Source organism: uncultured Xanthomonas sp. (assembly GCF_964278005.1).
GTDB lineage: Bacteria > Pseudomonadota > Gammaproteobacteria > Xanthomonadales > Xanthomonadaceae > Xanthomonas_A > Xanthomonas_A sontii.
This window is the reverse complement of record NZ_CAXYKF010000001.1, coordinates 185,134-197,420: the sequence shown is the minus strand read 5'-3', so window position 1 is coordinate 197,420 and position 12,287 is coordinate 185,134. Positions and strand designations below refer to the sequence as shown.

Sequence of the window (12,287 nt, the reverse complement as noted above, 5' to 3'; positions counted from 1 at the left end):
GGCGCACCGTTTCTACGGACAAAGGCAGGAAGGTCAATCGCGAGACAGCGAATGTCCGGTGCGCACGCAGCATGTGCAATGCCGAGTCCGCAGCCACTGCGTGCGAGTCGTCTCGGCGCCAGCTGCCATTGTCCGTAAAAAAGCGGATTGGCGACAGCGCGCAGTGCAATTTCCGAGCATGCGGCGGAGGATCGGCCACACGGTGACGTTGTGTCCTTTGAATGCCCGTGTGTCGTTTCGGGCAGGACTGTTTCGCCGTTGGAAAAGCTAAGATCCGGGCTTGTGTAGAGCCGGAGGCGTCCATGATCGATCGTCGTACCTTTCTTGCCACGGGTGTCGTGGCCGTCGCCGCGGGCTTCAGCGCATCCGCCGCCCGGATCGTGGCCGCGCCGCGCCCGAAAGGGCCGGCACCGTGGGGCGCCGTGCCAAGCGCGCGGCAGCTGCGCTGGCACCGGTGGGAGCAATACGCCTTCGTGCATTTTGCGATGAACACCTTCACCGACAAGGAATGGGGTTACGGCGACGAAGATCCGCGCAGATTCGATCCCAGCGATTTCTCCGCTGATCAGATCGTCGCCGCGGCCAAGGCCGGCAACCTCAAAGGGATCATCTTCACCGCCAAGCACCACGATGGCTTCTGCCTGTGGCCGACGCGCCTGACCGAGCATTGCATCCGCAATTCGCCCTACAAGAACGGCAAGGGCGACATCGTCGGCGAAATGGCCGCGGCGTGCCGGCGTGCCGGCCTGGCCTTCGGCATCTATCTCTCGCCCTGGGATCGCAACCACGCCGAGTATGGCCGTCCCGGCTATCTCGACTATTTCCGCAAGCAGATCGTCGAGCTGTGCACGGGTTATGGCGACCTGTTCGAGTTCTGGTTCGACGGCGCCAACGGTGGCGACGGTTACTACGGCGGAGCACGCGAAACCCGCAAGATCGATGCGCCCGCCTACTACAACTGGCCGCGGATGATCGAGCTGGTCCACCAACACCAGCCGATGGCCTGCACCTTCGACCCGCTGGGGGCAGATATCCGTTGGGTCGGCAACGAGGAGGGCGTGGCCGGCGATCCGTGCTGGCCGACCATGCCCAATGCGCCTTACACGCAGGAAAACGGCAATGCTGGCGTGCGTGGCGGGGCGCTGTGGTGGCCTGCGGAGACCAACACCTCGATCCGCCCGGGCTGGTTCTACCATGCCGACGAAGACGGCAAGGTGCGCAGCCCGGAGAATCTGGTGCGCTACTTCGATACCTCGGTCGCGCGCGGCACCAACATGAACCTCAATCTTCCGCCGGACCGGCGCGGCCGCATCGCCGACCACGACGTTGCGGTGTTGAAGAGCTTCGGCGACGCGATCCGCGCCAGCTTCGCCATCGATCTGGCCAAGGGCGCCAAGGCCAGCGCCAGCGCGGCGCGCGGTCCGGGGTTCGAGCCGGAGCGTGTGCTCGACCGCCAGCCGGACAGCTACTGGTCCACGCCGGACGACGTCACCACGCCGACGCTGACGCTGGAACTGTCGGCGGCGCATAGCTTCGACCTGATCCGGCTGCGCGAATACCTGCCGCTGGGCGTGCGCGTCACCCGCTTCGCGATCGACGCCGAGGTGGACGGGCAATGGCAGCGCTTGGCCGAAGCGCAATGCATCGGCGCGCAGCGGATCCTGCGGCTCGATCGTCCGATTGCCGCGCGCCGTGTGCGCCTGCGTGTGCTCGAGGCGCCGGTCTGTCCGGCGATCAGCGAATTCGCGCTGTTTCGCGCGGTGGCGCCCGTTGCGGTCGCGCGGCCCACGACGAACGCGCCGGACGTGCTGTCCACCGCGGGTTGGCGCATCGTTGCGGCCAGTGCGCCGGGAGCGGAGAAGTTGCTCGACGAAGATGCCGGCACGATCTGGGTCGTGCCCGCTCCCACGCCGGACCATCCCGTGCAGGTGACCATCGACCTCGGTGCGCAGCGCCAGGTCGCCGGCTTCAGCCTCACCCCCTCGCGCACGGTGATGAACGGTGCGGCGCCGCCGAAGGGCTATCGCGCCGAAAGCAGCGAGGATGGCCAGCACTGGCAGCCGGCCGGTGGCGGCGAGTTGTCCAATATCGCCTACGCGCTCTCGACCCAGCGGCTGAATTTCCCCGAGGTGCGGCAGATCCGTTACCTGCGGCTGTCGTTCGCCGAAACGGCGCTGCCCGCCGAGCGGCTGGCGATCGCCGGGATCGGTGCCTTCTCGCGCTTGCGGTGAGGGCTGGCGCTCCCTCGCCGCGATGCGCGGTGGGGGAGCGTGCATCGCCGGGACGATGCAGCGTCGTGGCTGCGGCGACGCTGGCGAGGCGTCGTAGATCGGCTTCGGAATGACGCGTCAGCGGCTTCACTTCATTCTGCGTCGCGCGTGTGCCGACCACGGCTTGGGCGGACTTACCTGGCGCGCCAGCGCCGCGTAGGAGCACCGAGTCGGGAGCGCATGACGATGGCGCCGCGCAGCGCCTCGAAAGCGCGCGGCCGCCTCAGGCGACGAACGGCCGCGGCTTGGTGCGCACACTCTTCAGCGCCAGCCGCGCAGGCGCCAATCCGGGCGCGGTCGCTTCCAGTGTCAGCGTGCCGGCATCGCGCGTGGTCTGCAGCAAGGCCATGCACAGGCCGTTGAAGGCGCGGCGCTGGTCGGCCTTGTCGGGTTCGTGGCTGGACGGGTCGCCGTTGCCCACGCCGATCAGGCGGCCGGGGCCGCGGACGGCGAAGCGCACGGCGTCGCTGGCGGTGGGCACGACGCGGCCCTTGGCGTCGACGATCTCCACCGCGACCACGGCCACGTCCTCGGCGTCGGCCAGCAGATTCGCCCGTTCGCAGCGCAGGCGCACCGCGGCCGGGGCGCCCACGGTCTCGCGGAGCTGCGTCAGCACCTGTTTGCCGCCGCGGTAGCCGCGCGCTTCGATGCGGCCGGGTGCGTAGCGCACGCGCCACTCGACATGGCCGTAGGCCGGCACCTGCTGCAGGCCCTGGCTGACGCCATTGACCAGCAGTTCCACCGAGTCCAGGTTGCTGTGGCACCACACGTCGACCATGCCGTTGTCGCGCTCGTCCAGCAGGCCGTCCCAGTTCCAGTGCGGGAACAGGTGCAGCACCGGCGCGGCGGTCCATTGCGCGCGGTAGTACCAGTAGTTGTCCTTGGGGAAGCCGCAGCTGTCGAGGATGCCGAACTGCGAGGCCACGTTCGGCCAGCGGTTGTACGGGGTCGGCTCGCCGCGGTAGTCGAAGCCGGTCCAGACGAAGCCGCCGGCGATGTACGGGCGCTGCGCGACATAGCTCCACCAGGCTTCGGCGCTGCTGGCCCACCAGGGGTAGTCGAGGTCGTAGGCGCGGGCATGGCCGCGCTCGTCGGTGCGGTAGTTGCCGCGCACGCCGACGGTGCTGCCGGTCTCGCTGCCGTAGACCGGGATCTGCGGATGGCGCGCATGGAAGGCGTCCATCTGCGTGGTGCGGTAGTTGAAGCCGACCACGTCCACGACCTGGCCGACGCCGTCGTCGAAGCCCTTGTCCATGGCGAAGGTGGTGGGGCGGCTCGGGTCCAGGCGCCGCACCAGGCGCTGCATGCGCGCGACGATGCGCGCGCCGCGCGCGGTGACCATCTGCGGCTCCTCGTTGCCCAGCGACCACAGCATCACGCAGGGATGGTTGCGGCCGCGCCGCAGCATCGAGGTGAGTTCGGCCATGGCCTCGTCGTCGGAGGACATGCGCCGGGTCTCGTCGATCAGCAGCAGGCCCAGCCGGTCGCACAGCTCCAGCACCGCCGGCGAGGCCGGGTTGTGTGCGCTGCGGTAGGCGTTGCAGCCCATCGACTTGAGCTGGCGCAGGCGCCATTCGTGCAGGCGGTCGGGAATGGCGGTGCCGACGCCGGCATGGTCCTGGTGGTTGTTGGTGCCGTGCAGCTTGTAGGCCGCGCCATTGAGCAGCAGGCCGCGCTGCGGGTCGAACTGCAGGCGGCGCACGCCGAAGTGGGTGGTGGTCGCGTCGCAGGTACGGCCGTCGCCGAGCAGGCGCGTGGACAGCGTGTAGCGTTGCGGGTTCTCCGGCGACCACGGCGCGGGCGTGCCCAGGTCCAGGGTCTGCTGCACGCGCTGCACCACGCCGGGCTCGACCGTGATCGGCGCGGAACTGGCCTGGGCGACGATGCGCCCGTCCGGCGCGCGGATCACCGAGACCACGCTGCACTGCCGCGGCGTCGCGCCGTGGTTGCCGAGTTCGGTCTCCACCAGCGCCTGCGCGGCGCCGCCGTCCCAGGCGCTGCGCACGTACACGCCGTCCATCGGCACGTGCAGCGCGTCGGTGGTGCGCAGCCAGACGTGGCGGTAGATGCCGGCGCCCTCGTAGAACCAGCCTTCGCCGAGCGTGGCATCCACGCGCACGGCGATGATGTTCCTGGCGCCGTAGTCGAGCACGTCGCTGAGATCGACTTCGAAGCCGCAGTAACCGCTGCCGTTGCGGCCGACGATGTGGCCGTTGCAGAACACGATGCAGTCGCGGAACACGCCGTCGAATTCCAGGCTGATCCGCTTGCCCAGGTCTTCCGCCGGAATCTCCAGCACGCGCCGGTACCAGCCGATGCTGGTCTGCGGATCGGTGCGGCCCAGCGGCTTGTAGCCGTGCGCGGCGGCCGGGTCTTCGCCGTTGACCAGGGTGGAGGTCGGATCCTGGCGCGGCGGCAGCGCCACCGCCCAGTCGTGCGGCAGGTCGATGCGCTCCCAGGCGCTGTCGTCGAAGCCGAGCAGGGCCGCATCGGCGGTGTCCTTGCCGGCCTTGGCGTAGGTGCGCTGGAAGGTGCCGAAATTGAAGTCGCGCGCCGGGTCGTCGGCGTGGCCGAGATGGAAGCGCCAGCCGCCGTCGCACAGCAGGCGCTGGCGCGGAGCATCGTCGTCCAGATCCAGCGAGATCGGCGCAATGGCATCGCTGCCGGCGGGCGTGGCGGCCAGCGCGGCCGGCGCCAGCGCCGCGGCGGCACCGGGCACCGCCACCTGCACGCCGCCGGCGACCAGCGAGCGCAGCAGGTCGCGGCGGCTCAGTTCGATCATGGCTGCGCGTCCTGCGCCGGCGCGGCCCCCTTGCCGGTCGTCGTGGCCGGCGCCGGTCGGTAGGCGTGCTGCATGAAGCCGATGCCGGGCAGCAGTTCGTTGCCGTGGCGGAAATCGAAGAAGCTGGCGTTCTCCCACGAGGAGCCGACGCCCCAGCGGGTCTTGCAGGTGTTGCTGGTCCAGGCCGGCTCCCAGTACACGACGCCGCTGCCGCCGTTGTCGACCACCAGTTGGGTGAGGTCGACCAGGTAGTTCAGCTGGCCCTGCGGGGTGGCCGGGTAGCCCTTGATCAGCGAGTCGGCGCCGAGCAGGTTGGGCGAGGGGTCGCCGCTTTCCAGCGTCCACGGATAGGCGGTCTCCACCACCATCACCTCGGCCGGATAGCGCTGGCGCAGGCGCTTGATGGTGGCGCCGAGCTGGTCCATGGTCTCGCGCGACCACTTGCGGTAGTAGCTGATGCCGATGAAGTCGAAGTCGCGCACGCCGGCCTTGGCGGCGTCGGCGAACCACGGCTCCACGTTCTCCGGTTGGGCGATGTGCAGCATCACCTTGGGCTTGATCGTCGAGCGCGCGCCGGCGTCGCGCACTGCCTGGATGCCGGCGTTGAACAGCTTGGCGTTGCGGGTCCAGTCGATCGGCCGGCGCTTGTCCCAGGGCTGGCTGTCCATCAGGTCGGAATTGCTCTCGTTGCCGACCTGCACCAGTTCCGGCATCAGCCCGGCGCGGTCCAGCGCGCTGAGCGTGTCGTAGGTGAAGCCGTACAGCGTGCGCGCCAGTTCGTCCTGGTCGGTGATGTTGGCCCAGGCCTTGGGGATCAGTTGCTTCTCGCCGTCGGCCCAGTCGTCGGAGTAGTGGAAGTCCAGCAGCACCTGCATGCCCTGCGCGCGCGCGCGGCGGATGGTCTTCTTGACGTCGCTCAGATCGCTGTAGCGCGTCCAGCGCGCATCGTTCCACAGGCGCACGCGCACCAGGTTGGCGCCGTGCGCATGGAACAGCTCGAACGGGTCGCGCACCGCGCCGTGGTCGCGGTACTGCACGCCGCAATCCTCCATCTCGTTGACGTAGGACAGGTCGGCGCCGAGGTACAGCGTGCCGGCGCCGGCCATGGGCGCGGCGAGGGCGGTGGCGAGAGCCAGCGCGAGCGCCGGCAGCCAGGTGCGTCTGGATCGCATGCGGGTCTCCACCGGCTCAGAACGTGTAGGTCGCTTCCAGGGCGAAGCGGCGGCCGAACAGCTGGTAGCCGCCATCGTCCTGGTTGGCGAGCCGGTTGCGCTTGTTGTCGCTGTAGGCGCGCAGCGGTTCGTTGGTCAGGTTGCCGACCTGGAACTTGAAGCCCAGGTGCTCGCTGTAGCGCCACGCCAGGCTCAGGTCCACCGTGCCTTCGCTCTCCAGTCGCGCCAGCCGCGCCGCGTTCCAGCCGTACACCACGGTGTAGGGGCTGTGGTACTTGTAGCCGATCCGCGCTTCGAACTTGTTGTTGTTGTACCAGAGGTCCAGCGTGCCGGTGTTGCGCGCCAGGCCGCTGAGCGGCAGCGGATTGTCCGCCGGCGAGAACTCGTGCAGGTTGGATTCCACGTACGAGTAGTTCGAGTAGATGCCGAAGTTCTCCATGTGCGGGATGAAGAAGAACGGGGTCTGGAAGGTCAGCTCGGCACCGTTGATGTAGCCGCCGCCGCCGTTGAACGGGCCGCTGATCAGGTAGTCGCGGCCGTCGATGGTCTCGTGCTGGGTCTTGTAGCCGATGCTCGAATCCACCCACTTGCGGTACAGCGCCAGCGCCGCCAGCGCTTCCTTGTGGAAGTACCACTCGTAGGACAGGTCGAGCTGGGTGGCGCGGAACGGATTGAGCTGCGGGTTGCCGCCGCTGCCGGTGAGCTGGCCGACGGTGGTGTTGGGATCGTCGAGCGCGCGCCCGGTGCGCAGTTCGTCCAGCGGCGGCCGCGCCATCACCTTGGCCACCGACAGACGCAGGATGCGCTCGGGGTCGATCAGGAAGTTGACCGTGGCGCTGGGCAGCACGTCGGTGTAGGTCTTGCCGGCGCTGCTCGGCTGCACCACGCCGCCGATGGTGTCGTAGCCGTGGCTGTCGGTGTCGGTGTGGACCACGCGCACGCCGGCGTTGCCGGTGACGTCGACGCCGAACCACTGCGTACTGAACACCGCCTTGGCGAAGGCCTCGCGCACGTTCTCCTCGACGTTCCAGTGGTCCAGGCGCTGTTCGGCGGCCAGGCTCGGATCGAAGCCGCCGAAGCCGAGCTTGGCGATCGCGTCCAGGTCGCCGCCGGTCAGGGTCGGCACGTTCAAGTCCGGCATCGTCGCCGGATAGATCAGGTCCTGGTAGGCCGAGATCGGCTGGCTGTAGCCCGACTGGAAGCTGGTGAAGTGGCGGTTCTGCTTCTCGCGGCGTGAGGCGCGCGCGCCGAACTCCAGCGCGGTGACCGGCGAATCCTCGATCGCGCGGCTCGCGCTCAGCGCCAGCGCGGCGATGCGGTCGCGCAGCGCCTGCGGCTCGGTCTGGCCGCTGATGCCCCATTCTGGCGCGTCGGAACTGGTGCTGATGGTGGGGGTGACGCCGTGGCGGAAATCGAACGACACCGTGTCCGGGTTGCTGCCGAAGCGCACCGCGCGCCAGTCGTTGTCGCGCTTGGCCTGCGAGAACGACAGGTCGCTGCCCAGCGTCCACACGTCGCCGCGCCACTTGGCGTTGAGGCCGCCGGCCGCCAGCGTCTTGACCTCGTCGTAGCGGGCCACGACGTGGTCCACCTGCAGCTTGGAATTGGCCAGGGTGCCGGCCACGACGTCGCCGTCGACGATGGTGTAGGACGAGCCCGGGGTCGTGTACGGATTGCTGGCCGAGTAGATGCTGTAGCCGAGGTTGTTGAACCAGTTCTGGCGCTGGTCCTCGTCGATGCGGATGCGCGAGTACAGACCGTCGAGCTTGAGTTCCAGGTTGCCCGAGCGCCACTGCACGGTGCCCATGGCGCCGGTGCGGGTCTGCTCGGTCAGCTTGAGTTGGTCGGCCGCGCCCCAGGGCGTGTAGTCGACCTTGCCGTCGCCATCCACATCGCGCGCGTTGCTGGCATCGGTGTAGCCCCAGCTGCCGATCGAGACGCCGGCGTTCTTCTGCTTCTGGTAGGTGGCGCCGAGCGCGACCGCCAGGTTGTCGTTGATGCGGTGGATCCAGCTCGCGCCCAGGCGCTGGCCCCACGGCGAGTAGTCGCGCGCGTCCTTGGCCTCGTCGTAGTAGACCGGGCCGGCGGTGGCGACGAAGGTCGGGCCGGTGTGATCGAGCGGGTTGATCGTGGAGATGTCCACGGTGGCGGCGATGCCGCCGGCGATCAGGTCCGCCGATGGAGTCTTGTAGACCTTGACGGTGGAGACGATCTCGGTGGGGAACACCTCCCAGCGCACCGCGCGGTTGGGTTCGGAGGAGGCGATCTCGCGGCCGTTGACCGTGCCCATGGTCATGCGCGGGCCGAGGCCGCGCACGGTGGCCAGGCTTTCGTTGCCGCGGTCGCGGGTACCGTTGACGCCGGGCAGGCGCACCAGCGCCTCGGCCACGGTGACGTTGGGCATCTGCCCCATGTTGTCGGCGGAGATGACTTCCACCACGTGGTCGTCGAGCTGCTTGGCCTGCACCGCCTGTTCCAGGCTGGCGCGCTGGCCGACCACCATCACGTTGTCCAGGGTGACCGGTTGCTGGCCGGTCTTGGCGTCGGTCGTGGCATCGGGCTTGGCGGGTGGCGTGGCTGCCGGATCGGCGCTGGTGCTCTGCGCCTGCGCGGCAAAGCTGCCGGACAGGGCCAGGACGATGGCCGCGCCCAGCAGGGTGCGGGCGGCAGGGCGGTGCGCGCGCCGGCCGACCGGGCGACGGGACTGTTCCAAAGGCATTTTTGTTCCCTCCCAGGACAAAAAGTGACCGATCAAATTGGCGTGGACCGGAAAACCCGGTCCTGGAGGCATCGGCAGGGCGTCATGCAGGGCTGCAGGCTGTCCCGGTCGCTGTCCTCGATGGCGTGTCTGTCGACGTGGCGGGGCGTGCGTGGCATGTCTGCTGGCGGCGCCGCGGACATTCCCCTTCCGCTGCCTTGGCGCGCGAGAGACCGGAAGCGAGGATAGAAGCGACAGGCATTCCATTCCAATGAAGCATTTGCCGAGGGCTATCTCGTTTTGGAATGGATATCGCGCGCCGCGTCTACCGTCGCCCACGCGAGGCTCAGGCCGCGGTGGCTGGGGCCTGCAAGCCGAGCAGGGCGGCTGCCGCGGCACCCAGGCTGCGTTCGCGGTGGCGCAGGGCATGGAAGGTGCGTTCGCCCAGGGCCACGGCGAGGGGCTGCAGGCGGCCGCTCTCCAGCCACGGCGCCGCGGCCAGTTGCGAGATCGCCGCCAGGCTGCGCCCGGCCTGCACCGCCGACAGCACCGCTTCGTTGGAGGGCAGGGACAGGGCCACGCGCAGGCGTTCCGGGCCGATGCCGGCATCGCGCAGCGCCGCCTCGAACGCCGAGCGCGTGCCCGAGCCGGGTTCGCGCATGATCCAGGTGCTGTCGGCGACCAGTCGTGCCAGCCCGACGCGGCGACGCCCCGCCAACGGATGGTCCGGCGCGGCGACCACGCGCAGCCGGTCGTGGCCCAGCGGCGAACTCAGCAGTTCGGGGGCCTGCACGCGGCCCTCGACGAAGCCCAGTTCGGCGCGTCCCTCGCGCACCGCGCGCGCCACGCTGTCGGTGTTGCCCACGCTCAGGCGGATCTCGATCTGCGGATAGCGCGCATGGAACGCCATCAGCCGGGTCGGCAACCAGTAGCTGGCCACGGTCTGGCTGGCGTGCAGATCGAGCGTGCCGCGCAGCACGCCGCGCCACTCGCTCAGCGCCAGTTCGGCCGCACGGCTGCGCGCCAGGATCGCCTTGGCGTCCTCACAGAACGCCGCACCGGCCGCGGTCAGCACCAAGCCGCGACCGACCCGGTCGAACAGGGCCACCCCGTACTGCTGCTCCAACGCCTTGATCGCGGCACTGGCGGCCGAGGGCGTGCGGTGCGCGGCCTGCGCACCCTGAGTCAGGTGCTGGCGCTCGGCCACCGCCACGAACAGGGCGAGTTGTTCCAGGGTCATGGGGCAACCGTTCGGAGTGAGCGAATGAAGTGTGCACAATTATGCGATGGATCGGAACGGTCTGCGGGCGCAATCTGCCGCCACTTGATCCGGATCGCTGCCATGCGCACCCAACCGCACAGACCTTCCATCTTGCTGCCCGGCCTGGCCCTGGCCATCGCGGTGGCGGCGCTGGCCTGGCTGGCCGAGCGCGCGCAACTGCAGTGGCTGGGCCGGCGCTGGATCGACGCGCTGGTGTTCGCGATCGTGCTCGGCACCTTGCTGCGCACGGCGTGGCGCCTGCCGCCGTCCACGCACGCCGGCATCGCCTTCGCCGCCAAGCTGCCGCTGGAACTGGCCATCGTGCTGCTCGGCGCCTCGGTCGGCATCGGCGCCATCGGCGCGGCCGGCGGTCTGTTGCTGGGCGCCATCGCCGCGGTGGTGCTGCTGGCGATCGCCATCGGCTACGGCATCGGTCGCGCGCTGGGCCTGCCGTCGCGGCTGGCCACGCTGGTCGCGTGCGGCAATGCGATCTGCGGCAATTCGGCGATCGTGGCGGCAGCGCCGGTGATCGACGCCGACTCCGAGGATGTCGCTGCAGCGATCGCCTTCACCGCGGCGCTGGGCGTGCTGGTGGTGTTGCTGTTGCCGCTGGCGGTGCCCGTGCTGGGCCTGGACCAGCGCCACTACGGCATCCTCGCCGGCCTGACCGTGTACGCGGTGCCGCAGGTGCTGGCGGCGACCGTGCCAGTGGGCGCGCTGAGCGCGCAGGTGGGGGCGCTGGTCAAGCTGATGCGGGTGCTGATGCTCGGGCCAGTGATGTTGCTGCTGGGGCTGGTCCGTGGTGGATCGCCGACGCAGCGGCGCCCGGCGCACGCGCTGGTGCCGTGGTTCGTGTTCGGCTTCGTCGGCATGATGGGGCTGCGCGCGCTGGGTGTGTTGCCGGCGCCGGCGATCGAAGCGGCGCAGTCGCTGTCGCTGCTGTTCACCCTGGTGGCGATGGCCGCGTTGGGCCTGTCGGTGAATCTGCGCACGGTGCTCGCGTCCGGCGGCCGCGTACTGGCGGCTGGCACGCTGTCGTTGCTGGCACTGGCCAGCCTCAGCGTGTTGCTGCTGCGCTGCTTGCCGTAGGCGCGGGCGCCGCAGTCCACGTGCATCTGCAGCATTTCGCATCGCCTGCACCCACGTTCAACCAAGCGCTCACGAAAGGCCGCGGAGCATGGCGATACCTGCCATGCAAAGGAGATTGTCATGCGTCATTCCCGTTCCGCGTTCTCTCTGGCGCTCATGTCGGTTCTCGGCGTCGGCCTTGCGCATGCGCAGACCGATACGTCCGGCCAGGCCGGCAGTACCGATCCCGCCGCCATGCAGCAGCAAACGCCGTCGACCTCTGCCGCGCAGACGTCGACCGGCATGCAGGGCGCGCAAGGCGCGCGCGCGTCCGCGCTCAACGAAAAGCAGGCGCTCGGCGTGCTGTCGGCGATCAACACCAGCGAGATCAACGCCGGCAACCTGGCCTTGCAGAAGCAGGTCAAGGGCCCGGTGCGCGACTACGCCATGCTGATGGTCAAGGAGCACTCGGACAACAACGCCAAGATCGCGCCGTGGGGTCCTGATGCGAAGGCCGCGTCGGCGCAGCAGCAGATACAGAAGGCCAAGGCGGAGGCCGGCAAGCTGCAGGCCATGGACGGCGATCGCTTCGAGCAGGCCTACGTCATGGCGATGGTCAAGGATCACCAGGCCGCCCTGCAGATGCTCGACAGCACCCTGATCCCCGCCGCGAAGACCCCGGACGTGGCCGCGCATCTGCGTACCACGCGTACCCATGTGGCCGAGCACCTGGCCAAGGCGCAGCAGTTGCAGAGCGCTGGCGCGCCATCGGCGGCGCCGGCCCGTTGAGCGTCGTGCGGGTCTCGGCCGCCATGCCGAGATCCGCGCTTTCATGAGTCGCGTGCGAGGGAGCTTCTCAAGCCTTTTCCTTGGCGAGCGTGTGGCAGGGCAGGTAGCGACCAGACTTCATGACCCCGGCATCCGGTGTGCCTGGTTGCCGTATCCCCTTGCGGTCAATCGGTTGCGCGAGCGCACAAGAGCGCGTGCCGCTGTCGAACGGTGTAATAGTCTCCGCGCAGGCGGCGGCCTAAGGTAG

General features: G+C 69.3%; 7 protein-coding genes. 3 read left to right on the top strand and 4 right to left on the bottom strand.

The genetic code is table 11. From position 1 onward, the window contains the following. Nucleotides 1-302: 302 nt before the first annotated feature. Complete coding sequence (locus ACHWVH_RS00810) at nucleotides 303-2,231, top strand: alpha-L-fucosidase (RefSeq protein ID WP_394686467.1); 1,929 nt, start codon at nucleotides 303-305, stop codon at nucleotides 2,229-2,231. 262 nt (nucleotides 2,232-2,493) lie between these two features. On the opposite strand, the gene galA is transcribed toward ACHWVH_RS00810, so the two are convergent. From galA to ACHWVH_RS00790, 4 genes are all read right to left on the bottom strand, one after another. Next, complete coding sequence (gene galA / locus ACHWVH_RS00805) at nucleotides 2,494-5,052, bottom strand: beta-galactosidase GalA (RefSeq protein ID WP_394686466.1); 2,559 nt, start codon at nucleotides 5,050-5,052, stop codon at nucleotides 2,494-2,496. Next, nucleotides 5,049-6,224 carry an arabinogalactan endo-1,4-beta-galactosidase gene (locus tag ACHWVH_RS00800; RefSeq protein ID WP_295927034.1) on the bottom strand — a complete coding sequence of 392 codons (1,176 nt, stop codon included), beginning with the start codon at nucleotides 6,222-6,224 and terminating at the stop codon, nucleotides 5,049-5,051. The genes galA and ACHWVH_RS00800 overlap by 4 nt, the downstream gene beginning before the upstream one ends. Before the next feature lie 16 nt (nucleotides 6,225-6,240). Next, nucleotides 6,241-8,943, bottom strand: coding sequence for a TonB-dependent receptor (locus tag ACHWVH_RS00795; protein WP_295927033.1), 2,703 nt, complete (start codon nucleotides 8,941-8,943; stop codon nucleotides 6,241-6,243). Between the two features lie 325 nt (nucleotides 8,944-9,268). Further along, complete coding sequence (locus ACHWVH_RS00790; protein ID WP_295927028.1) at nucleotides 9,269-10,162, bottom strand: LysR family transcriptional regulator; 894 nt, start codon at nucleotides 10,160-10,162, stop codon at nucleotides 9,269-9,271. 102 nt (nucleotides 10,163-10,264) lie between these two features. On the opposite strand from ACHWVH_RS00790, the gene ACHWVH_RS00785 reads away from it, so the two are divergent. Then, nucleotides 10,265-11,272, top strand: a complete 1,008-nt coding sequence (locus tag ACHWVH_RS00785; RefSeq protein ID WP_267084548.1) for a YeiH family protein — start codon at nucleotides 10,265-10,267, stop codon at nucleotides 11,270-11,272. A gap of 156 nt (nucleotides 11,273-11,428) precedes the next feature. Continuing rightward, nucleotides 11,429-12,040, top strand: a complete 612-nt coding sequence (locus ACHWVH_RS00780) for a DUF4142 domain-containing protein (RefSeq protein ID WP_394686525.1) — start codon at nucleotides 11,429-11,431, stop codon at nucleotides 12,038-12,040. Nucleotides 12,041-12,287: the final 247 nt, after the last annotated feature.

Bases quoted from the DNA above. Each gene is read 5' to 3' on its own strand.
- ACHWVH_RS00795 (WP_295927033.1), bottom strand. From the start codon at position 8,943: ATGCCTTTGGAACAGTCCCGTCGCCCGGTCGGCCGGCGCGCGCACCGC.
- ACHWVH_RS00810 (WP_394686467.1), top strand. From the start codon at position 303: ATGATCGATCGTCGTACCTTTCTTGCCACGGGTGTCGTGGCCGTCGCC.
- ACHWVH_RS00780 (WP_394686525.1), top strand. From the start codon at position 11,429: ATGTCGGTTCTCGGCGTCGGCCTTGCGCATGCGCAGACCGATACGTCC.
- ACHWVH_RS00800 (WP_295927034.1), bottom strand. From the start codon at position 6,224: ATGCGATCCAGACGCACCTGGCTGCCGGCGCTCGCGCTGGCTCTCGCC.
- ACHWVH_RS00785 (WP_267084548.1), top strand. From the start codon at position 10,265: ATGCGCACCCAACCGCACAGACCTTCCATCTTGCTGCCCGGCCTGGCC.
- ACHWVH_RS00790 (WP_295927028.1), bottom strand. From the start codon at position 10,162: ATGACCCTGGAACAACTCGCCCTGTTCGTGGCGGTGGCCGAGCGCCAG.
- galA (WP_394686466.1), bottom strand. From the start codon at position 5,052: ATGATCGAACTGAGCCGCCGCGACCTGCTGCGCTCGCTGGTCGCCGGC.